Origin of the sequence: Legionella longbeachae (assembly GCF_004283175.1) — a bacterium.
Taxonomy (GTDB): domain Bacteria; phylum Pseudomonadota; class Gammaproteobacteria; order Legionellales; family Legionellaceae; genus Legionella; species Legionella longbeachae.
In genome coordinates this window covers 343,675-370,402 of record NZ_RXNW01000001.1, presented here as the reverse complement: position 1 = coordinate 370,402, position 26,728 = coordinate 343,675, and the positions used below count along the sequence as shown (strand labels likewise).

The following is a 26,728-nucleotide window of genomic DNA, read 5'->3' as shown; positions in this document are numbered from 1 at the left end:
TGGCCATGCTATCCTGTAAATAAATTGAAGTCAATTATTTTAGTCACAGTTTAAATAATAAAATTCATTTATTTTTCATCATGTTGCCAAGTGACAATCAGCTATGATCTGCTCGAGCAGCCGCTATCTTTTTTGATTATTTATTTTAGGAGGTAAAGCCGTATTTGCGACCCAACCACCTCCTAGTGATTTAATTAAACCCACCGCCGATGCCATTTGCAATCCGTCTATCTGTGTCGCTGCTTGTTCTGCTGCCAGTGCGCTAATCTGAGCGGTAAGTATGTTAGCGTAAGGTAAAGTTCCCGCCTTATATTGATTTTTAGTGAGCTTAAGTGCATAGATGGCATCAGCTGTTTGTTTATCTTGCACCATGCTTTGCTGCTTCAAAAGTCGTAATGCAATAAGATTATCTTCAACATCTTGAAATGCATTGAGTACCACTTGCCGATAATTTGCCACTTGAGCTCTATATTGTTCTTTTGTTGCTCGTACCCCTGCTGCACGATATCCACCATCGAATATAGTCTCAGCTATTTGCATTCCAGCAGACCAACTAATTGATGGTTTATGAATCAACTCATGAAAACTATGACCTGCGGCACTGGTGGTGCCTGTCAAGGTCAGTGTTGGAAAGTAAGCTGCAATAGCCACTCCAATCAATGCACTTGCTTGTTGTACCAATCTCTCTGCCTGTGCGATGTCCGGCCTACGCTCAAGCCATTCAGAAGGCACTTGCAGAGGGATTGGAGGCGGTTTCAATCTTACAATTGCGGGTTTTAATGAAAAATAGGCAGGCGGTCTTCCCATAAGCACAGCAATGGCATGCTCATATTGGCCTCTTAAAATACCATTATTAATCGCGGATGCTTGAGCGGTCTCAAGCTGAATTTGCGCCTGAACTACATCAGCACGAGAAGCTACACCAGAGGCATATTGATTACGTATAAACTGTAACAGCTTTTGATAAGCAATTACTGTTTCATTTAAATATTTTTGACTTTTATCCAATGTACGAAGCTCAAAATAATATTGAGCTAAAGCACCTTGAGCGGATAAACGGGTCACGCCAATTAAAGCTTCATTCGATTCAGCTAAGGAAAGATTTGCTTCAATGGTCCGGCGAACTACTCCCCAAATATCAGGTTCCCAATTTGCATTCAAAAATCCAGTATAAATAGTTGTTACGGACGCTGTAGGTATAATATTCGTCGTCGCCGTACCTTCACTAGATCCTGTGGAACTGATAATTGTTGTAGATCCTCCTGCTTGCCGCTGTCTAAATAGGCTACCCGCACCAATTAAGGTTGGATATAAACTAGCGCGTGCTTGATCCACAATCGCCAGTGACTGGCTAAAATTGGCTTCTGCACTGACAATGCTCTGGTTGTAATGATAAAGCTGATCTTCCAATTCATTTAATACAGGATCATTGAATATCTTCCACCACTCACCCCGCTCTATATCATCTTGAGGTTTAATAGGTTTCCAATTTTTACGCTTGGCTCCTATGACTTTTTTTCCTTTGGCTTCTTTAAATTGCGGTGGTACAACTAGTTTTGGAGGAACATAATTAGGACCAACCATACATGAAGTCAGTAAAAATAATCCAAAAGTTAAAATTGTAAATTTTTTTAATAAAAAGTGGCGGCTCAACGTGATATGGAATTTTTGATTACACTCTATTTCCGGGTTGGACTTCGCCTTTCCCAAGCTAAATAGGTTACGAGTGTCCATAAGCACCTCTTAATTTAAACCGTTTCATAAAATTACGAACCCTGATTCCAGCAGAATCCAATGTTAAATAAATTACAGGAGTAGTATAGAGTGTTAATAATTGACTCATAATTAACCCTCCTACTATTGCAATACCTAAGGGACGGCGTAATTCGGAACCCACACCAAAACCAATGATTAATGGCATAGCACCAAGTATAGCTGCCATTGTAGTCATCATAATTGGACGAAATCGCAATAGCGCTGCTTCATAGATCGCATCACGTGGGGATTTATTTTCCAGACGTTCCGCCTCTAAAGCAAAATCTATCATCATAATGGCATTTTTTTTAACAATCCCAATCAGAAGAATCATCCCAATAAGTGCAATAATGCTCAGATCAGACTTAAATAATAGCAATGCCAATAATGCTCCAACCCCAGCTGAAGGCAAAGTAGACAAAATTGTTATAGGATGAACCAAGCTTTCATAAAGCATTCCAAGTACAATATAAACTGCCAGGATAGCAGTTAAAATCAAATATTTTTCATTTGCAAAAGACTCTTGAAACGCTTGTGCAGTACCTTGAAAAGCGCCACGCATGGTCGGAGGTAAATTTAATTTATTAACCATTGCGGTAATTTTATTTACTACTCCACCAAGAGAACTTCCTGGAATTAAATTAAATGAAAATGTTGCCGCAGGAGCCAGGCCTTGATGGTTTACAGATAATAAAGTAGATCCTGGTTTAAACTCAGCGAATGCAGATAAAGGAACCTCGTAACCCGACGCAGATTTGACATAAATTTCATCTAAAACAGAAGGATATTGCCAATATTTCTGAGCAACATTCATGACCACATAATATTGATTCATTGGCATATACATCACCGAAATCTGACTTTGCCCAAAAGCGTGATAAAGTACTCGGTCAATCTCTTGCGACGTAATGCCAAAACGTGATGCAGTATCACGATCTACATTAACATAGGTTTGTAAGCCATGATTAAGCTGATCATTATTCAAATCAACAATTCCATGAATTTTTGATAACTGCTCCATGATACGAGGAGTCCAAATCGCAAGATCTTGTAAATTATCCGCAGAAACCGTGTACTGAAATTGGGCTGCAGCAGCTCTACCACCAATAGTTAAATCTTGAGCAGACTGCATATATAAGGTTGCACCAGTAATTGAAGATAATTCTTTTCGCAAACGGCTGACAACCTGTTCACTCGTGGGACTATCTGATTTTTGTGGTTTTAGCATGATAAATACAGTGCCGGTATTTGTTGTATTATTCCCTGGACCACTTCCTATAAATGCTGCAACATTTGCGACAGCAGTATCTTCACTAATTTTTGAAACGAATTGATTTAATTTTTTCCTCATGGCTTGAAAGGAGATATCTTGATCTGCTCGCAAAGTCCCTGCGATCCTGTCTGTATTTTGTTGCGGGAAAAAACCTTTGGGAATAATAATAAATAAATAAACAGTTAAAATAATCGTAGCAAACATAAGAACTAACATGAATCTTGGATGAAATAATGCCCAATGTAAGCCATTAGCATAACGTAATCGTACTCGTTCGGTAAAACGCATAAAAAAATTACTTTGCTCCCCCTCATTTTCATGTAACATTCGGGAACACATCATTGGAGTCAATGTTAATGAAATAACAAGTGAAATTAGTATGGCGATAGATAGCGTGACTACAAATTCACGAAATAAGCGGCCGACAATCCCCCCCATCAGTAAAATTGGAATAAAAACCGCAATTAATGAAATACTAATGGAGAGTACCGTAAAACCAATTTCTCTGGAGCCATCAAAAGCAGCTTGGAATGGTTTTTTACCCAGTGCAATATGGCGAGAAATGTTTTCCAATACCACGACAGCATCATCGACAACAAATCCTGTAGAAATGGTTAAAGCCATAAGCGATAAATTATCAAGGCTGTAATTTAATAATTTCATAACAGCAAAAGTTCCAAGTAAAGACAATGGTACAGCAATACCTGGAACCATCATTGCTCTAAAACTGCCAAGAAAAAGGTATGTAACAAAAATAACCAAACACATGGAAATAAGTAGAGTAAGTTCTACATCATGCAATGACGTACGAATTGTAGAGGTTCTATCCATTAAAATGTTTAATTGGATGTTTTTTGGCATAGAAGCCTCAATTTGCGGTAAAATTTCTCTTACACGATCGACGGTTTTAATTACATTTGCTCCTGGCTGTTTGAATAGAACCAAGAGTACCGCAGGTTTTCCATTTGCTAAACCAGCCGTATGCACATCAGCCACAGAATCATAGACATGGGCTACATCTGATAACCGCACAGGCTCGTTATTGAAGAAGCTAATAATCAGCGGAGCATATTCTGATGCCTTGAGCATCTGATCATTACTTTTAATTACTGAAACAGTATGATCATGAACGAGTTGTCCTTTTGCCAAATTCACATTAGCATTTGCAATTATTGTCCCTAATTGACCAAGTCCTATTCCGTATTTATTTAAAGCTGTAGGATTTATTTCAATTCGTACTGCTGGTAATGAACTTCCCCCCACGTTTACCTGACCTACTCCCTCAATACGCAAAATTTTCTGTTGTAACAGAGTCGATGCCACATCATATAATTGCCCAGGAGTAAACTTATCCGATGTTAATGCGAGAATCATAATCGGGGCATCAGCAGGATTCACCTTGCGATAAGTCGGATTGTTCGTCAAATTTGTAGGTAATTGACTCATTGCAGCATTAATTGCTGCTTGGATATCCCGTGCTGCCCCATCAATATTACGTGATAAATCAAATTGAACGATAATGCTTGTTTGCCCTAAAGTACTGGAAGAGGTAAGCTGAGAAATTCCCGCGATTCGCCCTATTTGTCGTTCTAATGGTGCAGCAACCGAAGTTGCCATGATTTCTGGGCTTCCTCCGGGTAATTGGGCTTGTACAGTAATGGTCGGAAAATCAATCTGAGGTAATGGAGCTACAGGCAATAAATCAAAGGCAAGAATTCCCGCAAAACTTAAACCTAACGCCAACAAAATAGTTGCTATGGGTTTCTTAATAAATAAAGATGATAAATTCACAATCCAGCCTCCGAAGTATCGGGATTGTATTTACCATGCCCCATTACCTTACGCGATATACGATCAAAAGTAAGATAAATAATAGGAGTAGTATATAAAGTGATTAACTGACTTACAATTAATCCACCAATAATGGCAATACCCAGAGGACGACGTAACTCTCCTCCTATGCCATGACTTAAAGCCAAGGGAATTGCTCCGAGCATGGAGGCCATAGTAGTCATCAAAATCGGTCTAAAACGTAATAAAGCAGCCTCATAAATTGCATCCTTAGGTTTACGTTTGTATTCGCGTTCTTGCTCAAGGGCAAAATCAATCATCATGATCGCATTTTTTAGGACAAGACCAATCAACAAAATAATTGCAATCAAAGCAATAATGGATAATTCATTCCCTGAGAGATATAATGCCAGTAATGCCCCCATAGATGCAGAAGGTAAAGTAGATAAAATGGTCAAGGGGTGAATATAACTTTCATAAAGCACACCCAAGATAATATAGACAACTATAATAGCAGCAAATACCAACCAACCTTGATTGGCAAGTGATTTTTGGAAGCTTTTTGTTGTTCCCTGAAAATCAGCCTCTACACTCAATGGGAGTCCCAGACTGTTCTTTGCGGCCTCTATCTGAGTTACAGCATCTCCTAAAGAAGCATTGTGAGCAAGATTAAATGAGAGTGTTGCCGAGGGAAATTGATCCTTATGAGCAATTACTAATGGCGCTACTTGTTGTCTCAAATTGGCAAAAGCCTTGATGGGTACGGAACCACTGATACTAACCCCTGTAGTAGATCCAAGATTTAGTGAGCTGGATACTGATGGATTTGCCACCCTATAAGATGTTGTAGGAGAATTAGGGACAGGGGCAGTAGTTACTGTACTGTTTGGGGTAGTTGTTATCGTAGAATTAATATAGATATTATCAAAAGCAACTGATTCTCTTTGTAACGAAGGGAACACTTCCAACACAACCCGATATTGGTTACGTTGAGTAAACATAATGGATATTTGTCGCTGCCCAAAAGAATCATATAAAGTATCATCTATCATCTGCATGGTAATTCCAAGTCTGTATGCAGTATCTCTATCAATATCAATTGCGGTCACCAAACCATTATTTTGTTGATCCGTATTCACATCTTTTAAAATGGGGATTTGATGCATTTTTTCTAACATTAAATTAGACCATTTAGTAACTTCTTCCTTATCAGGGGCACTAATGCTGTATTGGAATTGAGTACGGCTTGTTAGTGTATCTATTGTTAGATCTTGCACTGGTTGCATGTATAAAGTTGCACCTACAACCTGCTGAACTTTAGACCGCAAACGATTCATCACCTCGGTGACACCAAGACGTTCATCTAAAGGTTTTAAATTAATTAAAATGCGTCCATTATTTAAGGTAACATTAGTGCCATCTATGCCAATAAATGAAGAAACATTTTCTACAGCAGGATCAGAAAGTACTGCTTCTACTAAAGCTTGCTGACGGTTAGCCATTTCGTTAAAAGAAACAGAGTCGGATGCTACGGAAACTCCCTGAATAACCCCAGTATCCTGAATCGGAAAAAACCCTTTAGGGATAAGATACAATAAGATACTGGTGATGATTACGGTGATAAAAAAAACCAATAATATTAATGTTTGTCGCGAAAGAACCCACCCCAGAGAAATCTTATAATAATCAACAAGATAGTTTAGCTTGTTCTCTAAAAACTGCTCTAACCGTGTTACATGACTCTCACTATGAGGTTTTAAAATTCGAGAGCAAAGCATAGGAGTCAACGTTAAAGAGACAAAAGCGGAAATCGCGATGGTTATTGTTAAAGTCAGTGCAAATTCACGAAATAACCGCCCTACTACATCTCCCATAAAAAGTAAGGGAATTAATACGGCAACCAGTGAAATGGATAATGAAATAATGGTAAAGCCAATTTGAGCAGCTCCTTTATGCGAAGCATCTATAGGTTTTTCACCCATCTCAATATAACGCATAATATTTTCAATCATGACGATCGCATCATCGACTACAAAACCCGCAGCTATGGTTAACCCCATTAATGTGAGGTTATTTAAACTAAAGCCGAGCAAATACATGAGTCCTAAGGTACCTACAAGTGCCAATGGTACTGAAATACTTGGAATAATAGTTGCGGAGAGTTTGCGCAAAAACAAAAAAATTACCATCACCACTAATACTACTGACAAAAGCAGTTCCAATTGGACATTTTCTACCGAGGCACGAATACTGGTGGTACGATCAGTAAGTATTTTTACATCCACACCCGCAGGAATTGCTACCCGCATTTGCTGGAGTAGTTTTTTGACGCGTTGGGCTACTTCGATAACATTAGCTCCTGGTTGGCGCTGTATATTAATGATGATCGCGGGCTCTTTATTCATCCATGCTGCTTGCATATCATTTTCTGATCCATCAATTACACGAGCTACATCAGATAAACGAACAGGTGCTCCGTTCTGGTAAGCGATGATTAATGGTCGATAATCAGCAGCAGATAATAATTGGTCATTAGAATTAATTGTATAGGCTAACCTTGGCCCATCAAAATTTCCCTTTGCTGCATTAACATTAGATGCCATAACTAAAGTTCGTATGTTTTCCATAGTTAATCCATAAGCGGATAAAGCATCAGGATTTGCCTGGATGCGGACTGCCGGCCTATGCCCCCCGCCTATGCTGACTAAACCAACACCTAATAACTGAGAAATTTTAGGGACAAGGCGTGTTTCCGCATAATCCTCGACTTTGGTTAAAGGTAAGGTATTTGTAGTTAAAGCCAAGGTAAGAATAGGTGTATCTGCGGGATTTACTTTGCTGTATACAGGTGGATTGGGAAGAGCTGTGGGTAAGTAACTGCTTGCAGCATTAATAGCCTGCTGCACTTCTTGCTCAGCTACATCAAGACTCATGTCCAAATTAAATTGCAAGGTGATAATCGAGGAGCCTGTTGAACTATTTGATGTCATTTGATCCAATCCCGGCATTTGACCGAATTGGCGTTCAAGTGGTGCAGTGACCGTTGTACTCATCACATCTGGGCTGGCACCAGGATAAAACGTAGACACTTGAATCGTTGGATATTCAACCTCAGGTAAAGCAGAAACAGGTAATAATTTGTAAGATAAAGCCCCTGTAAGGAAGATAGCAAACATTAATAATGAAGTGGATATTGCTCTTACGATAAATGGGCCTGATATACTCATGTCACCCCAACAAAGAAACGGATATGCTTGCTGTTTTAACAGATATTTCTTGAGAATGCTCGGCTTGTATCAGCACCTTAGATCCGTTAATTAATTTATCAGCACCATTAATTACAATTTTTTTGCCAGGTAATAAACCACTTTTAATCACAGTATCATCGCCACTTGTGGGGCCTAATACAATTTTTTGAGTTGTTACGGTATGATCTGAATTAATGATATAAACAAAGTCTTCTGTAGTTGTGTGTTGGACAGCGGCTGTTGGTACAACCGTAGCACCATGTAATGTATCAACCAGGATTTTCACATTAACAAACTGATTAGGGAATAATTTTTTTTCCTCATTGTTAAAAACAGCCCTTAGCCTTACTGTTCCAGTAGTCGTACTGATTTGGTTATCTAAAGCTAACAACTTTCCTTTTGCAAGCAAATGTTCTTGTTGCCTATCATAAACATTAACGTCCATTTCCTTATCACCATAAGCTTTTGGAGCTATTAGCGGTACATAATCTTCCGCTATAGGAAAAATCACAGTAATTGGATCCATAGTAGTAACAACAGCAATGGCTTGTGTATTTGATATTTGTACAATATTACCCGGATCAATCAATCGTAATCCAACTCGTCCATCAATTGGCGAAGTTATATTGCAATAAATGAGATTAATTTTAGTACTTTGAATTAACCCCAAATCCGATTTAACATTTCCTTCATATTGCTCTACCAATGCTTGTTGCGTCGCTAATGTTTGCTGTGAAATTGAATCTTCCTGCCACAATTTTTGATAACGTTTTAAATCTATTTTGGCATTGGCTAACAATGCAGAATCTCTTTTTAAGTTTCCTTCATACTGCGTCAGTAAGGCTTGATAAGGACGTTGATCAATTTGTGCCAGTAACTGTCCTTTTTTGACTAATTGCCCTTCTTTGAAAAGCACTTTCATTAATATGCCATTGATTTGGGATTGAACAGACACCGTATAAACTGGTGTTACTGTCCCTAAAGCAGAAAGGTATATAGGTACGTCGCGAGTCGTAGAAACCCCAGCAACTATAGGTATAGGTTTGGGGCCAATGTCTTTTGGTTTTTTATGGGCAATATAGAACCACAACAAAGCAATCAAAGTGATTACAATGATAATCACCCCTAAAAAGTTCTCTGATGGAAATCGCTCTCGCCAATATTTAGAACTCACCATTTTTTTATTATTTTTGGCAGGTGATGTTTCTCCTTCCATAAAAGCTTCGTTCCTTCCACAAATTAATCGAACTCATCATATCGAATTTTTGTTTGGGTAGCAAAAAAATCGTTATGGTCGATGATTATTTCATGTTTCGTTGTCCCTGAAAAAAAACAAGATAACCACTATACTTCTAAATAATGGAATTTATTCAACCAAAAAGTTAAATTACAAGCCAAGAGGTGTGTATGGAAATTAAAGCATTTCAGTTCTTTAAAAATAAAGGATGGAGCTTAAATCAATTTCCTGAACTCGATTCAGCAAATACCCTGGTTCTCATTTTCGCAGCCCCAGAATTTTATAATTTTCATATGCCAATACTGCAATTAGCTGATTTTTATTCTCAATCAAAAATAATAGGTTGCTCCACCTCGGGTGAAATTTTTGGTAATTATCTTTTTGATCACAGTATTGCTGTTGTAGTGGCAAAATTCGATCGTACGACTTTAAAACTTGCAAAAGCCAAAGTAAATCAAAGTAACGAGTCAAAAAATACGGGTATGTTAATTGCGGATCAATTAAAAGATACTCGATTACGCAGTATTTTTGTACTCTCTGATGGACTGAACGTTAATGGATCTGAATTAGTAAAGGGTTTAAATACAGCTAAAGAATCTAGTAATTTAATTATTACCGGTGGCTTAGCAGGTGATGGGAGCAATTTTCAAAAAACCTGGACCATATTAAATAATAAAATTCTCGATAACTACGTGGTTGCTGTTGGGTTTTATGGTTCAAAAGTTCAAATTGGCCACGCTTCAAAAGGAGGATGGGATATTTTTGGCCCCATCCGCCGGATCACTCGCTCTGAAGCCAATATCTTATATGAACTTGACTATCGGCCTGCTCTGCAACTTTATAAGGAATATTTAGGCGAAAAAGCTTCTGAATTACCCTCATCAGGATTGCTTTATCCTTTGGCGATTCATGATCCTAACGCTCCTGATGATATGCAATTAGTCCGCACCATTTTAGCCGTTGATGAAAAAGAACAATCGCTGGTTTTTGCAGGGGATATCCCAACTGGTTGGTATGCACAATTAATGCGCGCAAATTTCGATCGCTTAATTGAGAGTGCTCATGAAGCTGGAAACTTAGCGAACAATCGTATGCTTTCAAATGGGTATAAAAAATTAGGCCCGGTTCTTGCAATTGATATTAGCTGTGTAGGAAGAAGACTTCTGTTAGGGGTCCGGACTGAAGAGGAAATTGAATCTACTTTTTCCGCTTTACCTGAAGGTTCAACACAAATAGGGTTTTATTCTTATGGCGAATTATCACCCTATGCAGTTGGAAATTGCGAATTACATAATCAAACAATGACGATAACCACAATACGTGAACTATAAAATTATTATGGACATACATAAATTATTACAAAGACAGCTTGCCAGGTCGAAAATTGATCCGAATCAAAAACCGGAAAGCACAGAACAATGGATAACTTTTTTAAATCATATTAACAACGCTTATATAGAAATAGATCAAGAACGTTATATGCATGAACGATCCATAGCAATTTCATCTCGAGAAATGATGAATTTAAATGAAAAACTTGAACGAGCGCAACATATTGTTGGATTAGGATATTGGTCCTATGATGGAAATACGGATTATACCATTTGGTCAAACGAGTTATTCAAATTATTTCATTTAAATCCAATCAACAAACCGCCTACCCTTAATGAGTTTATAGAATTGATTCACGAACAAGACCGATTTGATTTTATTCAAAAAGTAGAAAGGGCTTTAAATGAAAAAGTAGATTATGAGTGTGAGATGCGAGTAAAAAATCCAGATGGAGATTACCGCTGGTATCGAGCAATTGTGCAATGTCTTGAAGCGGACAAACAACTTACGGGAATTGTGATTGATATACATAAAAATAAAATAGCTGAAGAAAAAATTAAAGAATTAAATCAACAAATTTCATCTACCGCGCGCCGGGCTGGAATGGCAGAAGTTGCCACTACTATTCTTCATAATATCGGCAATATTTTAAACAGCGCTAATGTTTCGATTTCTTTAGTAAAAAGCAGTTACAAACAAGCTTATTATAAAAAACTAATGAAAGTAATATCTATGATTGAGCAACATCAGACTGATTTAGCCCATTTTTTAAGTCATGATCCCAAAGGTATGATTATTCCTGAATTTTTATTATCGCTCTCTAAAGTTATCATGGAAGAAGAAGAAAAAAATAATTTTGAAATAGAAAACTTAGAGCACGACTTGCAACATATTAATCAAATAGTAGACATGCAAAAATCGATTGGTGGGATCTCAAGCTTTAGGGAGTCCGTTTATATTCCTGAGCTAATTGATAGTGCATTAAATATCACAATGAATTCTTGCAAAAAAGAAATTAATTTCATCAAAGAATTTAAACCCGCCCCGTTGATTTTCGTTGATAAATCGAAACTGTTACACATATTAATTAATTTGATTCAAAACGCGAAGGATTCTGTACTCGAAAAAACATCTAATCCAACAAAAAAAATCAAAATAAGTGTGCAAAAAATAAAGAATTCCGTACAAATAATAGTTAAAGATAATGGAATTGGCATCAAAGTAGAAGATTTACAGCATATTTTTGCCTTCGGATTCACCACTAAAGAAAACGGTCATGGCTTTGGTTTGCATAGTTCAGCATTATCCGCCAAAGAAATGGGAGGTGAACTCTTTGCCGAAAGCCTGGGAGAAGGATGTGGCGCACAATTTAGACTGACATTACCCATTACTGATTCAAAGGGGCAAGGAGAAATTTATGGGTGATATACCATTACACATTATGATTATTGACGATAACTCCTCTATTCATAGGGATTTTATTAAAGTCCTTTCCTCCTCAACTACCAGAGCAAAGCTCGATTATTATGAACAACAATTATTTGATGAGTCTCTTTTAAATGAATCAGAAAACTCCGATATAGATAAATTTTTACCTAAATTTATTTTTAATACAGCATCCCAAGGACATGAGGCAATAAAAAAGATAAAACAAGATCTGGAAAAAGGAATACATTATGCTTTAGCTTTTGTTGATATAAGAATGCCTCCGGGGTGGGATGGGATCACCACTATTAAGCAAATGTGGAAAGTTGATCCTGACATTCAAATAGTGATTTGTAGCGCGTATTCTGATTTCAGTTGGGGGGAAACTGTAAAAGAATTAGGAATGGGTGACAATTATCTTATTTTGAAAAAACCATTCGATATTGTTGTAGTAAGGCAACTGGCTTGTGCTTTAACAAGAAAATGGATTTTGACGAATAATGCGAAACATCATGAAAAAAATCTCCAAAAAACTGTAGCAGAACAGACTAAATCTTTACAACAATCTTTATCGATTTTACGTTCAACTTTTGAGTCATCCACAGATGGAATTTTAGTTACGGATCTAAATTATAAAATAATTGATTGTAATTCCCGGTTTGTTTCCATGTGGGCTATTCCAAAAGCCATGCTAGAAATTAATGATGGATTGATCATCTTATATCATATGCTCAATCAGCTCTTTAAACCTAAAAAATATTTGGAAGAACTTAACCGCCTTAAAAAAAATATTAATCAAATCAGCAGTACTGTCGTGTCTTTTAAAAATGGCAAGACACTAGAGTGTTATTCTCTTCCACATCGTTTATATGACGTTATCATTGGGCGTGTATGGAGTTTTCATGATATCACCGAACGCGCTAATCTTGAAAAAAGACTTACCTATCAAGCACTTCATGATCCCTTAACCCAATTACCCAATCGCGCTTTATTAATCGATAGGATACGAGCAAGTATCGATAATGCACAAAATCTAAAACTAAAATTTGCAATACTTTATTGTGACCTGGATCGATTTAAACTGGTTAATGACAGTCTATCCCATGAAGTTGGTGATACGTTATTACGCATGATTGGACAAAGATGGGGGTTATTAGTTCAAGATGGGGATATCCTGGCAAGGATGGGAGGCGATGAATTTGTTATGCTTTGTCATATAGATGACGTTGATACTGTTTATACAATTGCCAATAAAATTTTAAACTCTCTGAAGGAACCCTTCAAAATCACAAATCGAAATTTGTTTATAACTACTGCCTTAGGAATAAGTATCTATCCTCAAGACGGAGAAACAGCTAATGATCTATTAAAAAATGCTGATTTGGCAATGTATCAGGCAAAGGAACAAGGAGGAAATCAATTTTCTTTTTATGATGTTCGATTATATGAACACTATAAACAATGCTTTTTATTAGAAGCTGAATTACATAATGCACTGAATAATAATGAATTTTTTTTAGCATACCAACCACAATTTAATATTGATCAACAAGGATTATTATCTGTTGAAGCACTAATTCGATGGAATCATCCTGAAAAAGGTGTAATATTTCCTATGGATTTTATTCCATTTACCGAAGAAACTGGCCTCATTATACCCATTGGGGAATGGATTCTTAGAGAGGTCTGTCGACAAATAGACATGTGGCATAAAAAAAACTTGCCTTATGTTCAAGTCGCCGTCAATATTACTTCCAGACAATTACTGCAACCTAATTTCATTGATTTTGTTAAAAACACTTTAAATGAATATCAGTTAAATCCGCACCATTTAGAATTTGAAATTTCGGAGAATGTTGTTATAACACATCCAGATATTATTTACATGCTAAATCAACTGAAACAATTAGGAATAAAAATTGCTCTAGATGATTTTGGTACTGGAAACTCCAGCATCAACTATCTAAAACAGCTCCACATTGACTGCATAAAAATAGACCAATCGTTTGTCCAAAGTATACCAACCTCACATAGTGATGGAGTGATTATAGAAGCGATTATTTCTATGGCACGAAGTTTTAATTTTAAAGTGATTGCTGAAGGAGTTGAAAGTCAAGAACAATTGGATTTTTTAAAAAAACAACATTGCGATCAAGTTCAGGGTTTTCTTTTCAGTGAACCACTTACACCTAAAGAAATTGAAAAATATATGAAGAAACATAAAATATTAAAAAGACCTTATTAAGGCATTTTGGCCATTCATCCCCACCGCGTAGATGTCGCAACTTGTTCCTGAGAAATCCTCACAAAATAGAATCACATCTGAGAGACTCCATGTTGTGCTTGAATAGCGCATTGATAAAGCATCATTAACAAACTCTGAAAGCTCTCTTGAGTCACAAGAAGCTTTTTTTTCAACACGGGTTTTCCAAGGAACTCGATGGATAAAATGGAGGTAGATTTAGCAGAATGCGCTTGAAAATCAAAAGCCTTGCTCTATTCTTGGGATTTCCCTTATATAAAACAAAGCGAGCGGGTACTTTTGTTTTGTCAGTTAAAAGTCCATACCCTAGATAAGCGGGTTTTGCAGTCTGCTACTTCGCTGGTACTCATTCAACTCTTTAATCTATTTTTATGAACTTGGGATAGTTGCTCTGCGAATGTTTTAGGTAATCATTCAATCAAGTGCATGATGATAAACCTTATAAAGTTCCGAAACACTATTGAATCACATATCTTCATGCGCTTCAAAAAATATTCATCCTACTTTTCAAAAAGTTATGATCACTTTTTGTGACCATCTCTCAGGAACAAGTCGCACCGCGCAGGGGGATGAATGGTCAACAGGCACTAAGTATTTTATAAAACAACTTGAGTATCCTGCAATTCTGGACGAATCCTCTTCCATTGATTCAGTGGTGAAAAATCGGGATTATCCATATTATCAACTGGAAGATAAAAAGTTTGTTCTAATAAATACTGGCCACTAAGCGCCGCATGCGACACATGATCAGTAAACACTATCCAAGTACTTTGGGCAGGAAAATCAATCTGGATCTTGTTGACATTTGCTTGATACGAATCATCAAGTTTCATCGTATCATGTAAATGCAACATATAATGATCATAAGGTGAACGCAAGGTTTTGGTTGCTTTAACAAATTTGAGAACTTTTGCTTTGATTTTACTGTAAGATGCGATTTTGGGGCCAAAACGATGAAGTACATCTGTAAATGGCTCACCAAGATTCCAAATTCGAGGTTCGTTATCTGGATTTACATTACAAAAAACCCGTAAAATTCTTAACCCATGGACTGGGCTTGCTGAAAACGAATCAACATGTAAACGAGTATCATCTTTACGTTTTGAGGAAACACGGCCTTCAACTTGTGCAGGCCTAAAGCTGGTTCTTCCCCATTGTAAATGAGGGACATAGGAAGGGAGCACACTCTGAATTAATTGATGCGCAAATTCAGCATAACCATGCATCATCGATAAAAGTTTATCATTCAAACCATTAACTTCTTTTTTATAAGCACCGAGCCTTTTAGTACGGATATCGTAGCTTATATTTTTACGACTCCCATCCAGGATATTTTCAGAGAACAAATCGGGATCTATAGAGGTATAAAAGTATCTAGGAAAAAATAAAACAGTACCCTCCTCTAATCGGCTAATACTTTCTTGATGATTAATTTGCTCTATATTTTGCGTGAATAAGTAGGAATTCATTCATTTACCCTAAATAATCGTGTAATTTAGTAAAAATTTAATACTATATCGAATATAATCTATAATCCCAAAAATTAGATTTATGTTTCGCTATGGATCATACCATGTTACTTTGTCCTTGTGGATCACAAAATACGTATGAAAAATGTTGTGGTTTATATCTTGATAGCCATCAAATGCCACAAACTCCTGAGCAGTTGATGCGCTCACGATATACAGCATACAGCCTGGGAAAAATTGAGTACATCAAATGCACCATGAAAGGAAAAGCGCTTATAGGTTTTAATGAATTTGAAGCCGCCCAATGGGCTAAGCGCGTTAAATGGATTGACTTAAAAGTAATTAAGTCAGAGATCCCTGCTACAAATGTTGGTTTTGTCGAGTTTGCCGCGCGCTTTTCCGAACAAAATCAGATGCAACTCATTCATGAAGTAAGCGAGTTTCATAAAGAAAATGGTCGTTGGTATTATGTATGCGGCGTACATAAGCCAAATTTAAATAAAATTCCTAAGCTCCAGGTTGCGCGTAATGCGCCCTGTCCTTGCGGCAGTGGTAAGAAATTTAAAAACTGTCATGCCAAATAATAACCAGGTTTAATTATGAATAATCACATGTTACTTAATACATTCATTTTTCTAGTATCAGCGAGTATTATGGTACCTATTGCTAGCCGTTTCAAATTAGGCTCGGTACTAGGATACCTCACTGTTGGTATTCTTATTGGGCCTTTCGGATTCAAACTCATAGAAAACTCACAACAAATTATGAGTTTTGGTGAGTTTGGCGTGATTATGATGTTGTTCCTTATCGGTTTGGAAGTAGAGCCTGCGATGTTATGGAAACTTAGACGGCTTATCGTAGGCCTGGGAGGATTGCAAGTTATCTTAACTACGAGCATACTCACCGCAATTGGGATTCTGTTAGGGTATGCTTGGCAAGAAACTTTAGCGATAAGCATGGCTTTATCCCTTTCATCAACAGCCCTTGTTTTACAAATGCTACAAGAAAAAAATCTATTGAAAACGGCTGAAGGTGAAACATCATTTGCCGTATTGTTATTTCAAGATATTGCCGTAATTCCTATATTAATCATCATTCCTCTACTTGAACAGTATGGAACTATTAAAATCAATACCCATGAAGCAGCATTTATTATGCATTTTCCTCGTTGGATGCATGCTCTTTTAATAACAGGAGTAGTTGGAGCGGTTATTTTAATTGGTCATTTTGTGTCCCGGCATTTATTTTTTATCATGGCAAAAACAAACTTGCGCGAAGTATTTACTGCTTTTTCTCTTGCTTTAGTGGTAGGAATTACTTTATTAATGGAATCAATAGGAGTATCCCCAGCCCTAGGTGCATTTATTGCGGGGGTTGTATTGGCCAATTCTGAATACAAACATGCAGTTGATGCAGATATCCAACCATTTAAAGGGATTTTACTCGGATTATTTTTTGTCTCAGTAGGAATGGGGATGAATTTTTCTCTCTTTACCCATAAAGCGTTGATCATTCTTGCAGCAGTTCTTGCATTAATTAGCATCAAAGCGCTTATTCTTGCCGTTTTAGGACGCGTCTTTGATTTAACTAAATTGCAAACTTTAGGATTTGCTTTCGCTTTATCCCAAGGTAGTGAGTTTGCCTTCGTTTTATTTGATTATGCGAGTAAAACCAAAGTAATCAGCAATGACAACGCATCATTTTGTACTCTTGTTGTGGCGTTATCCATGCTTGCCACACCTTTTTTGTTGCTTATCTACCATCGATATATTATACCTAAATTTATGAGCATCGTACCTGAACGTGAATATGACTCCATTAATGAGAAAAATGGCATTATTCTTGCAGGCTATGGGCGTTTTGGTCAAATCATTGGTCGTTTGCTCAATGGAGAGAAAATTAAATTTACTGTATTGGAAAAAAATCCTGAGCAAATTGCATTACTCCGAAAATATGGGTACATTGGCCATTTTGGCGATGCAAGTCGTCTGGATTTGTTGAAAAGTGCTGGTGCTGAACATGCAAAACTATTAATTGTAACTGTAGGTAACCCTGATGCAAATCTAAGAATAGTCGAGTTAGCCAAATACCATTTCCCCCACCTAAAAATCTATGCGAGAGCACGTAATCGTCGTCATGCGTATGAATTGCATCGAGCTGGTGTGGATTTCTTTATTAGAGAGCTATTTGATTCTTCTTTGACTATGACCAAACAAATTATGAAATTCCTGGGCTATAAATCAGAAGATATACAGAAAAAAACGGCGGCCTTCAAAAAACATGATGAAGCGACATTAATTCGCTCATTTGACTTTTTTGATAAGGAAAGCGATTTAATTAATTTTTCCCGGCAAGCCAAAGGGGAATTAGAACGAATCCTTCAATCAAATTAGGCTAATTATGGGAATCATAAAAGCATTTTTCATTGAAACGTTTTATGAATTTCTCAGACACGATGAACGGCACCTGGATCTAGAAAAAGAATGTCCATTGACATATAGATTATCTATACCAGCTGACCTTATGGGAGTAATCGCAATAAATGATCAATCTGCAGCAAATTTCATTAAATACTTTTCTTGGTGACTACTGGCAAAAAAAACCTCTAGTGATTCGTAAGGCTTTGCCAGAATTCACACATCCCTTATCCCCTGATGAACTTGCTGGACTTGCACTGGAAGAGGATGTTGAAAGCCGTCTGGTCTTTGAAACTCCTGATGAAAAGCCTTATTGGCATTTAAAACGTGGACCATTTTCTGTAAATGATTTTAGTACCTTACCATCTACCCATTGGACCTTACTCGTGCAAGGTGTAGATCGATTAATTCCTGAAGTTTATGCCTTGCTTGATTATTTTAATTTCATTCCACAATGGCGGATCGACGATATTATGATTAGCTATGCGGTTCTTCATGGCAGTGTCGGGCCGCATTATGATAACTATGATGTGTTTTTATATCAGGCAAAAGGAAAACGCGAATGGTCGCTAACTACGAAGGGGTGTAATAACCAAAATTATATGAAAGGCCTTGAGTTACGTATCATGAGTCAATTTGATGTTGAAGAGCGTTTTATTCTTGAAGAAGGAGATATGTTATACCTTCCTCCACATGTAGGTCATCATGGTATCTCTCTATCTGACGAGTGCATGACTTACTCATTCGGTTACCGAAGTTACCAGGGGCAAGAATTATTAGAAAGTTTCAGCGACTATTTATCTGAAAAGGGCTTATTCAAAAATCTGTATCAGGATCCAGACTGGTCTAATTTGCAAAACACGTCCGAAATCCCCCCCTCTGCCTGGCTCAATGCTCAAAAATTATTACAGCAAGTAATCAATGATGAAAAAACGATGCAAACGTGGTTTGGATGTTTTGCAACACGGCTCGATCAACAGGCGGAACTCCAATTACCAGTCCCTTTGGAAGAAGATGAATTAATTGATATTTCAGATTTTATCAAAGAAATAAAAGAAGGATTAAATCTTATAAGGGATGCTTCATGCCGATTTGCGTATCAAAATCAAAATGAGCAGTCTGAATATCAATTTTTTATCAATGGGAGCGCGTGGGATGCAAAGGGAGTGAACAAGGATTTGTTGCATTATATTGCTAATAATCGCTACTTATCTTATAAAGTGCTGACCACCTATTTAAATACAAAAAAAAATCAATTACTTATTTATAACTTATGGAAATTGCAATGGCTACAATTTGAAGAAATTTTGATCTAAATTGGTTAAATTCAAAAACTTAGAGTATAGTTAATATACAGGCGACAACAAGGATAAGTATGAAAAAAATAATAATGGCTGTAATTATAGTGTGTTCAGCTGCCTTTATGGCGAACTGTTCGAGTAACCCATGTTGCGGAACTTGTGCTACAGACTGTGGGGGTTGTGGTGGATGTAATGGAAGTTGGTATTAATACAACGGGTAAAAAAAGTGCAATGCAACCACGTTACGTTGCACTCCATTAAACACTTACCCAACATTTTCACGGCGCATTGATAGAACTCTCAAGTGACTCAGATTTATTTTGTGACTAAATAAAGTTATCACTGCGCCAGCTAAAACGAAAAACATACCAACTACACTCCAAAGCTGAATTTTTTCGCCCAAAAGTAACACACCAAAAACCACTACAAATACTGGCTCTAAGACGGATAAAATAGAAGCTTTTTCTGAACTAATGTACTTTAAGCTATACAAAAACAATAAAATAGGTATTACTGTTGCGATAATAGATATTCCAAACAAATGAGTCCAAACCGTTATGGATGTTGGAACAACAAAAGAATGATTAAAAAATGAAACAAAAAAACTTGTCACCGTACATCCTAGACAAACCATAAATGTTGACATATTAGGAGAGAGCACGTTTCGTTTACTTCCAATGATGTAACAGGCGTAAAAAAATGCAGAGGCAATAGCGAACACCATACCCCATAGGTTAAATGATGCATCTAAATCCACCATGAATACCATGCCGAATAAAATAATTAGGATTGCTAAATAATAAATTTGCGGAATCGATTGGCCATAAAAAAAATAATTCAATAGCATAATGACAACAGGATAAGTAAAAAAAATTACCATTGCCAATCCTGATCCTATATATAAAGAGGCTAAAAAATAAAGCCAAGTAGATATTCCATAAAAAAATATACCCGTTAAAAAAGCAAGAAACATGTTTTTATAGGAATCTCTGCTTTCATTTATTTTTGGCAACATGATAAATAAAATGATGATGCTTGAAATCAAAAAGCGCCAAAAAAGCATTGTGCTTGCAGACAAATGGCCATTAATTGCGCTTATACCAAAATAGCCGATAAAACTGTAAAGAAATCCAGATAAAATTGCATAAATAGAGCCTCTATATTCTTGATTCATCATCATGATAATCACTGCCTGAAAAATATTAAAAAAGTAATGGGTTGTTGTCTAATGGTACATAAATATCAAGCTAGAGACACTTCAATGTTTTACGTGGGATCTAATTTATCTATGTTTTAAATAAAATACAGATGTTTTAGCTTGGTATCTTGTGATTCATCAAGACTACGATTTGATAATTCTAATTAAATAAACTACGAAACGAAATAAAATAGCACATCATTTTTCTGCATGATATCATATTGAAAATAAAAAATACATAATGTATCATTTGGAAACTTTTGCTGGGGTTCTTTAGCTATGCGCTGTTTTTGGTTTTTTATTTCTTTTATTTTTGCAGTAATCGATGTTTATGCTGAACCTGATTCATGTACTGAACATCAATGTATTGCGGTGGTTGATGCAGGAAGTACCGGCTCAAGAGCACATATTTTTGCCTATGATCTAGATGAAACCAATAGCCCGTCGCAAATTCATGAAATATGGTCTAACAAAATCAAACCGGGTCTTGCAACAATCGAAGCGAATCAAAATACTATAGATGCCTATCTGACCATCCTCTTCTCCGGAGCTCCTGAGCAAAAAATTCCTGTTTATTTTTATGCAACTGGTGGAATGCGTCTTATACCGCAAACCAAACAGAAATTTTACTATAAAGAAATACAAAGCTGGTTTAACCAAAATCGTGTATGGCAACTTATTGAAGCAAAAACCATTACTGGGAACGATGAAGCTTTATACGATTGGCTTGCTGTAAATTATCATATTGGTACACTTAAATCACCCTCAGCCAAACCCATCGGAGTCATGGATATTGGTGGAGCTTCGGTGCAAGTTGCTTTCCCGATACAAAAAAATACAAAAACCAATAATAATTCACAGGTAGAATTAGATCTTTATGGCAAACATATTAATTTGTTCGTCCATAGTTTTCTTGGACTCGGACAAAACGAGGTAACACATCAGTTGCTTGATACAAACGCATGCTTTGCAGACGGCTATCCTCTTCCGGGTGGCAACTTGGGACAAGGGGATGCTCTTGAATGTCAGCAGGAGGTATCTTCATTAATCAACCATGTGCACAAAGTCCAAAACGAAGTACAACCTACACTTAATGCCAATCCTGTTAACAAGTGGTACGCTATCGGAGGATTAGCTAATCTTGTTGAGAGTGAACCATTCCAATTTCAAAATAATAAAATTACCAATCAGGATTTATTACAACAGGCAAACTCTTTGATTTGTCATCAACAATGGGACGGTCTGAGCACTCAATTTCCTGATAATGAGTATATAGAATCTTTCTGTCTCTTACCTGCATTTTATCATGCATTAATGGTTGACGGTTATGGGATCCCTGCCACCCAGCCTGTAAATTATATTTCTTCAATAAAAAATCTGGATTGGACCACAGGTGTTGTGCTCCATCATTAGGAATAAGCCGCAAACACATTAAGGCGTGCTGACAATTCATCCCTACCCCCTACGTGCCGCGACTTGTTTGCGGCATCCAGGCGCTCTCTGGATCAATGGCAGATTTCTTCATCTGGATGACGCCATTCTGGATTAATCTCCTCAATCCTATTTAACTGCCATTGTCTGCGCCAATTTTTGAAACGCTTTTCACGGCAAGCAGCTTCTACATAGGCTTCATGATCCTCATAATAAACCCATAAATGCACATCAGAAATGATAATTAGCCCATCTTCAGGAACGCCTGATACATTATTTGATGCACTGCGATAACTATTGCAACTCGTCTAAAGAAAAATCTTTCTCTTTCAAAACAAGAGGTTGATTATAGAAACGACACAAAGCAACTCGAAATTTTTCTGCACGTTGTGATAAGCCGTGTTTACAGTAATGTATCACCTGTTGATATACAGATTGTTTGAATAATATTGTATCTGATTCAGCACCATTTAAATTATCAATACTTATATGAAATTTATAACCCGAAGCCTTGGAAAGTATCCATTCTAGTGCTTGTGGTTTTACTTCTACACATTGAAACATTGCTTGTTGCTCTTCATTACGCCCATCAGGCATGTACCAATAACCAAAATCAACCAATTTTCTACGTTCTTCCCCAGCAATTAACCAGTGAGCACATTCATGTAAGGCGCTACTAAAAAAACCATGGGCAAAACATATAGCATGGAAGGGGCGCTTTGCATCCGCGGGTAAATAAATAGGCTCATCATTACCTTTTACAAGTTTTGTGTTGTATTCCTTAGCAAAACAAATCTCAAAAAGATTGATTAAATCATCATAATGATGCATAAGTATCATTTTCTCATTAATTTACACATACTGATTAATTTATACTAATATATTTAGAGAGTCATTAATTTTTATGAGTTTGGAAACTCCGGCTAGAAAAATGTCAAAAAAAACATTGTCATACCGATTAGGAAAGTTAATTAATAAATTACGTTGGCCCATTATAATTTTTTGGGTACTCGTCGTCTTGTCTTGTATTCCCTTTTTGCCGCACATAATCGCTCCTTTTAAAACAACGGGCTTTGTTGATGAAACCTCGCAGAGTGCGAAAGCAGAACTCTATATGGATAAGAAGCTTGGTTATGATGATAAAAATCAATTTATTGTCATGTATCACAGTCCCAAACTTTTAGCCACTCGCACTCTGTTTAAGAAAAAAATGAAGCAATCATTATCCGAGCTGGAAGATTTTCCGATTAAGCATGAAATAATTTACCCTGATGATAAACATCAAATCTCTAAAGACAAACATACAGCTTATGCCGTAATCATAATAAAAACCAACAAACCAATTAATGATCAACTATTAAAACAATTTAAAGATTCCATAAAAAAACCCTCCAATATGACCATGCAAATTGGAGGAGAGCCTCTTTTTGTTCAAAATGTAAACAAACAAACACAAACAGACCTATATAAAGCAGATTTCATTGCTACACCCGTAGCGATCGTTACCTTAGTCGTCGTGTTCGGCTCCGTAGTAGCGGCAACTCTCCCCATTATATTGGGAGGAGGCTGTGCATTAATTATTTTGACTACCCTGTACTTTTTAGGCCATTTTTTTACCCTTTCTATATTCACGATTAATATTGCTTTATTGTTAGGGCTTTGTCTTTGTCTGGATTATTCATTATTTTTCATCAGTCGCTTTAGAGATGAATTGAAAAATGGATCGAGTGTCGAAGAAGCCATCGGAACAAGTCAAGAAACAGCGGGAAAAGCAATTTTTTTTAGTGGCTTGGCTGTATTTGTAAGTCTTAGTGCCTTATTTCTGTTTCCGGTTAATATCCTCTTTTCGGTTGCTGTAGGTGGCTTGGCAGCAGTATTTTATGCCGTATTAATTTCGACTATTCTTTTACCAGCAATACTTGCTGTTTTAAAAACAAAAATAAATTTCCTCTCCGTACGTATCTTTAGAAATAAAAACCATTCCAGTTATTGGCGTTGGCTAGCAGAACGAGTGGTTAACCATCCTTATCGATTTTTCTTTCCCATACTTATATTTTTATTATTACTGGGATATCCATTTTTAAAAGCCAATTTTGGAATATCAGATTACCGAATATTTCCTATAAACTCGGAAAATAGGGCTTTTTATGATACTTACGCAGAAAAATTTAATATTGAAGAACTTAATCCTATTGTTTTGGTAGTTGAATCCCCTTCCTCACCTATTTTATCTCGCCACAATCTGTCTAAGATATATGATTTCGTCCATAAACTAGAGCAAAATCCTTTAGTCAAAGAAGTTAATGGCATCATCAGCAGTGATTCAGATGTGAAAAAAAGCCAATATTACACTCTATATCACATGAATAAAAAATTACTCGATTCTCAAGTAAGACGATTGTTAGAGACGACAACAACCAAGCATTTGACAGTAATTCGGGTTGTTAGCAAATATCCTGCGAACTCGCCGGAGACGAAAAAACTGATTACTCAATTATATCATATGAAAGTTGGTCCAGGACTAACCATGGAACTCACTGGAACGGCTGTAAGTAATAGCGATGTGCTGAAAAGTATCTATCATTTTCTTCCTTATTCCATTTTATGGATTATGGTTTTTTCTTATTTGATACTTCTTTTGTTATTACGGTCAATATTCTTACCACTAAAAGCAATTATTATGACTTTGTTGAGCCTTTGCGCCTCATATGGAGCTCTGGTACTTGTATTTCAAGATGGCTATTTTTCTCAAATCCTTAATTTTCAGCCCCAAAATATGTTGGATATCAGTTTATTAGTGATTATATTTTGTGCTTTATTTGGTTTTTCTATGGACTATGAAGTATTCTTATTATCCCGAATTAAAGAGGCTCACCAGTTAACCAAGCATAATAATAACAGCATTATCTTCGGAATTGAAAAAAGCAGTCGCATTATTACTAGTGCTGCACTTATCGTTATAGTAATAAGCTGCTCTTTTTTAGTCGCTGATGTATTGATGGTTAAAGCATTTGGCCTGGGGATCGCGGTAGCTATTTTTGTTGATGCGTTTTTAATAAGGAGCTTTTTAGTTCCTGCAACAATGGCAATTTTTAAAAATTGGGTATGGTATTTACCCAAATGGCTGGATCGAATCCTGCCTAAAATTTAGTGCCTAATAGTCTGCTTCACTTATCCACACATCAAAGATTTCTTTTTGCAGGACACTTATTTTTCTGATACAGTAACCGCAGTTATTAATCTATATGAGGATGAATAAGAATGATAAGAACAATTTTTGCAGGATTATTATTTATATTTAGCTCTGTTACTTTTTCAGCTGCCTGTGGTAAAGCGTTACCAATCGATCACCCAAATTTTTGCTCTTCTTTTAAAGCAACTGCAAATTGTCATTGTACTGCTAAAGGATTGCCTCCATACATATGTCAAAACATGCAGTTTTTATATAAACAAATGATAAATATTTATGGTACGTTGGAGAAAGCATGCTCACCCTTAGCTCAAAAGGAAACCACGCCTGAAGATTGTATTGCTAACTGGACATGTTATAAGTCAGGTACTGGTGAACAACATAATGCTGATACAAAAATACGCTGCGCTACTGTATGCGAGAGGTTTTAAATTTCTTGTTCAGCAAAGCGCCATTTCATAGTTGGGCTTAGGCCCAACACAAATTCTGATTAATTAATATAATTTCTTAGAGTATTTATTGTGCTTGTCAAAAAATCAAAGTTATCACTATTAGTTTGCCTCTCGTTGTATGGGCCTTTTTGTTTGGCACATCAAGAAACACCCGTGCGCCATCCTTTTTATTTTGGTGCCATCGCTGGTTATGGATCAACTACATGGGATGGTTTAGTTCCATCTAAAGAAAATCAAAATGCAGCATTGATGTTATCCACTCCAATAGAAGTTGAAGAGGGAGGCAGCGCTTGGGGCGTTATGGCAGGATATGAGTTTACGCATTATTTTGCAATTGAAGCAAGTTATATGCACTTTGCTGACGCAAACGTTCATTTTGATCCCCTAAGCCTCTTCAGTTTTTTTCATGATGGATCTGAAACTTTGACCACTCATACCGAAACACTCAGTTTAATTGGTAAATTGATGGTACCTGTTCCTCATTCTAACATGAAAATTTTCTCGGGTGCTGGAGTCGCGGGGGTTCATCGTAGAGATCTTGTAGTTAACGATTGGAACCCTGGGCCTACTTTTACTGTTGGAGTAAACTATAATTTTACAGAACACATTATGGGTGAAATAGCTGGAAATTTTACTGCCGGTTATGGTGAATCACAGCTTAGTCCGGTAGATGCCTATTATCCTTTTCTTTATTCTGTTGCAGCACATCTTATCTATCGCTTTTGAAAAGTTGTCTGAATCTAATCAGACAACTTGTTAAAAGCAAGTCTCATAAATAAGAGTATTTTCACCCTCTGTGAAAGCAGAGGGATCTCTATTAAAAGGAATGCTGTTAGATGAGATTTCGAGCAAGTATTTTTCTTTTAGCCCCCTCGCTGTCGCACAGAGCAGTCGATTCTTTCTTAAATTAACGCCTATGCGCTTAGAAAAGCAATAGCAAGTTCCT

At 36.7% G+C, this 26,728-nt stretch carries 18 protein-coding genes; 11 read left to right on the top strand and 7 right to left on the bottom strand.

Annotation, left to right across the window (positions count from 1 at the left end; all coding sequences use genetic code 11):
* Positions 1–123 precede the first annotated feature (123 nt).
* Genes EKG34_RS01470 through EKG34_RS01455 form a run of 4 tightly spaced genes read right to left on the bottom strand, consistent with a single transcriptional unit; the run spans position 124 to position 9,283 of the window.
* Positions 124–1,734 (bottom strand): efflux transporter outer membrane subunit, encoded by a 1,611-nt coding sequence (locus tag EKG34_RS01470; protein WP_003632021.1) that lies wholly within the window; start codon positions 1,732–1,734, stop codon positions 124–126.
* Positions 1,721–4,819, bottom strand: coding sequence for an efflux RND transporter permease subunit (locus EKG34_RS01465; protein ID WP_003632022.1), 3,099 nt, complete (start codon positions 4,817–4,819; stop codon positions 1,721–1,723). Before EKG34_RS01465 ends, EKG34_RS01470 begins: the two co-directional genes overlap by 14 nt.
* Positions 4,816–8,046 (bottom strand): efflux RND transporter permease subunit, encoded by a 3,231-nt coding sequence (locus EKG34_RS01460; protein ID WP_003632024.1) that lies wholly within the window; start codon positions 8,044–8,046, stop codon positions 4,816–4,818. The genes EKG34_RS01465 and EKG34_RS01460 overlap by 4 nt, the downstream gene beginning before the upstream one ends.
* A gap of 1 nt (position 8,047) precedes the next feature.
* Positions 8,048–9,283, bottom strand: coding sequence for an efflux RND transporter periplasmic adaptor subunit (locus EKG34_RS01455; protein WP_003632025.1), 1,236 nt, complete (start codon positions 9,281–9,283; stop codon positions 8,048–8,050).
* Positions 9,284–9,474: 191 nt separating this feature from the next.
* Between EKG34_RS01455 and EKG34_RS01450 the strand changes: the two genes are divergently transcribed.
* The 3 genes from EKG34_RS01450 to EKG34_RS01440 are packed head-to-tail and all read left to right on the top strand — an operon-like array spanning position 9,475 to position 14,306.
* Positions 9,475–10,635 (top strand): FIST signal transduction protein, encoded by a 1,161-nt coding sequence (locus tag EKG34_RS01450; RefSeq protein WP_003632026.1) that lies wholly within the window; start codon positions 9,475–9,477, stop codon positions 10,633–10,635.
* A 7-nt stretch (positions 10,636–10,642) separates the two neighbouring features.
* Positions 10,643–12,061, top strand: a complete 1,419-nt coding sequence (locus EKG34_RS01445; protein WP_003632027.1) for a sensor histidine kinase — start codon at positions 10,643–10,645, stop codon at positions 12,059–12,061.
* On the top strand, positions 12,054–14,306 hold the full coding sequence (locus EKG34_RS01440) for an EAL domain-containing protein (protein ID WP_003632028.1): 2,253 nt from the start codon (positions 12,054–12,056) through the stop codon (positions 14,304–14,306). Before EKG34_RS01445 ends, EKG34_RS01440 begins: the two co-directional genes overlap by 8 nt.
* Positions 14,307–14,920: 614 nt before the next feature.
* Here the strand turns inward: EKG34_RS01440 and kdoO are convergent.
* Positions 14,921–15,793: a Kdo hydroxylase KdoO gene (gene kdoO, locus EKG34_RS01435; RefSeq protein WP_003632029.1), complete on the bottom strand. Its 873-nt coding sequence runs from the start codon at positions 15,791–15,793 to the stop codon at positions 14,921–14,923.
* A 104-nt stretch (positions 15,794–15,897) separates the two neighbouring features.
* Here kdoO and EKG34_RS01430 point away from each other — a divergent pair, with 104 nt between their 5' ends.
* The 4 genes from EKG34_RS01430 (at position 15,898) to EKG34_RS18800 (ending at position 19,720) form a co-directional block, all read left to right on the top strand.
* On the top strand, positions 15,898–16,377 hold the full coding sequence (locus EKG34_RS01430; protein ID WP_003632030.1) for a YchJ family protein: 480 nt from the start codon (positions 15,898–15,900) through the stop codon (positions 16,375–16,377).
* A gap of 15 nt (positions 16,378–16,392) precedes the next feature.
* Entirely contained in the window at positions 16,393–18,186 is a 1,794-nt protein-coding gene (locus EKG34_RS01425) for a monovalent cation:proton antiporter-2 (CPA2) family protein (protein WP_003632031.1), read from the top strand.
* A gap of 149 nt (positions 18,187–18,335) precedes the next feature.
* Positions 18,336–19,526: a cupin domain-containing protein gene (locus EKG34_RS01420; RefSeq protein WP_003632032.1), complete on the top strand. Its 1,191-nt coding sequence runs from the start codon at positions 18,336–18,338 to the stop codon at positions 19,524–19,526.
* 59 nt (positions 19,527–19,585) lie between these two features.
* Positions 19,586–19,720, top strand: coding sequence for a hypothetical protein (locus EKG34_RS18800; RefSeq protein ID WP_258956462.1), 135 nt, complete (start codon positions 19,586–19,588; stop codon positions 19,718–19,720).
* Positions 19,721–19,776: 56 nt separating this feature from the next.
* Here EKG34_RS18800 and EKG34_RS01415 read toward each other — a convergent pair whose 3' ends face one another.
* Positions 19,777–20,688 carry a DMT family transporter gene (locus tag EKG34_RS01415; protein WP_012979017.1) on the bottom strand — a complete coding sequence of 304 codons (912 nt, stop codon included), beginning with the start codon at positions 20,686–20,688 and terminating at the stop codon, positions 19,777–19,779.
* A 300-nt stretch (positions 20,689–20,988) separates the two neighbouring features.
* Here EKG34_RS01415 and EKG34_RS01410 point away from each other — a divergent pair, with 300 nt between their 5' ends.
* Complete coding sequence (locus EKG34_RS01410) at positions 20,989–22,122, top strand: acetate and sugar kinases/Hsc70/actin family protein (protein WP_003632036.1); 1,134 nt, start codon at positions 20,989–20,991, stop codon at positions 22,120–22,122.
* Between the two features lie 312 nt (positions 22,123–22,434).
* Here the strand turns inward: EKG34_RS01410 and EKG34_RS01400 are convergent, their stop codons facing one another.
* Positions 22,435–22,971, bottom strand: a complete 537-nt coding sequence (locus EKG34_RS01400) for an elongation factor P hydroxylase (protein ID WP_003632038.1) — start codon at positions 22,969–22,971, stop codon at positions 22,435–22,437.
* A gap of 100 nt (positions 22,972–23,071) precedes the next feature.
* Here EKG34_RS01400 and EKG34_RS01395 point away from each other — a divergent pair, with 100 nt between their 5' ends.
* The 3 genes from EKG34_RS01395 to EKG34_RS01385 all read left to right on the top strand — a co-directional run bounded on the left by EKG34_RS01395 (position 23,072) and on the right by EKG34_RS01385 (position 26,508).
* On the top strand, positions 23,072–25,291 hold the full coding sequence (locus EKG34_RS01395; RefSeq protein WP_105166089.1) for an MMPL family transporter: 2,220 nt from the start codon (positions 23,072–23,074) through the stop codon (positions 25,289–25,291).
* Between the two features lie 110 nt (positions 25,292–25,401).
* Positions 25,402–25,761, top strand: a complete 360-nt coding sequence (locus EKG34_RS01390; RefSeq protein WP_003632040.1) for a hypothetical protein — start codon at positions 25,402–25,404, stop codon at positions 25,759–25,761.
* Between the two features lie 90 nt (positions 25,762–25,851).
* Positions 25,852–26,508 (top strand): outer membrane beta-barrel protein, encoded by a 657-nt coding sequence (locus EKG34_RS01385; protein WP_003632041.1) that lies wholly within the window; start codon positions 25,852–25,854, stop codon positions 26,506–26,508.
* The last annotated feature ends 220 nt before the right edge of the window (positions 26,509–26,728 follow it).

Excerpts from the sequence above, each read along its gene's own strand:
- EKG34_RS01450 (WP_003632026.1), top strand. The coding sequence starts at position 9,475 with ATGGAAATTAAAGCATTTCAGTTCTTTAAAAATAAAGGATGGAGCTTA.
- EKG34_RS01425 (WP_003632031.1), top strand. The coding sequence starts at position 16,393 with ATGAATAATCACATGTTACTTAATACATTCATTTTTCTAGTATCAGCG.
- EKG34_RS01440 (WP_003632028.1), top strand. The coding sequence starts at position 12,054 with ATGGGTGATATACCATTACACATTATGATTATTGACGATAACTCCTCT.
- EKG34_RS01420 (WP_003632032.1), top strand. The coding sequence starts at position 18,336 with ATGATCAATCTGCAGCAAATTTCATTAAATACTTTTCTTGGTGACTAC.
- EKG34_RS01410 (WP_003632036.1), top strand. The coding sequence starts at position 20,989 with ATGCGCTGTTTTTGGTTTTTTATTTCTTTTATTTTTGCAGTAATCGAT.
- EKG34_RS01400 (WP_003632038.1), bottom strand. The coding sequence starts at position 22,971 with ATGCATCATTATGATGATTTAATCAATCTTTTTGAGATTTGTTTTGCT.
- EKG34_RS01430 (WP_003632030.1), top strand. The coding sequence starts at position 15,898 with ATGTTACTTTGTCCTTGTGGATCACAAAATACGTATGAAAAATGTTGT.
- EKG34_RS01415 (WP_012979017.1), bottom strand. The coding sequence starts at position 20,688 with ATGATGAATCAAGAATATAGAGGCTCTATTTATGCAATTTTATCTGGA.
- kdoO (WP_003632029.1), bottom strand. The coding sequence starts at position 15,793 with ATGAATTCCTACTTATTCACGCAAAATATAGAGCAAATTAATCATCAA.
- EKG34_RS01460 (WP_003632024.1), bottom strand. The coding sequence starts at position 8,046 with ATGAGTATATCAGGCCCATTTATCGTAAGAGCAATATCCACTTCATTA.
- EKG34_RS18800 (WP_258956462.1), top strand. The coding sequence starts at position 19,586 with ATGAAAAAAATAATAATGGCTGTAATTATAGTGTGTTCAGCTGCCTTT.
- EKG34_RS01470 (WP_003632021.1), bottom strand. The coding sequence starts at position 1,734 with ATGGACACTCGTAACCTATTTAGCTTGGGAAAGGCGAAGTCCAACCCG.
- EKG34_RS01455 (WP_003632025.1), bottom strand. The coding sequence starts at position 9,283 with ATGGAAGGAGAAACATCACCTGCCAAAAATAATAAAAAAATGGTGAGT.
- EKG34_RS01390 (WP_003632040.1), top strand. The coding sequence starts at position 25,402 with ATGATAAGAACAATTTTTGCAGGATTATTATTTATATTTAGCTCTGTT.
- EKG34_RS01395 (WP_105166089.1), top strand. The coding sequence starts at position 23,072 with ATGTCAAAAAAAACATTGTCATACCGATTAGGAAAGTTAATTAATAAA.
- EKG34_RS01445 (WP_003632027.1), top strand. The coding sequence starts at position 10,643 with ATGGACATACATAAATTATTACAAAGACAGCTTGCCAGGTCGAAAATT.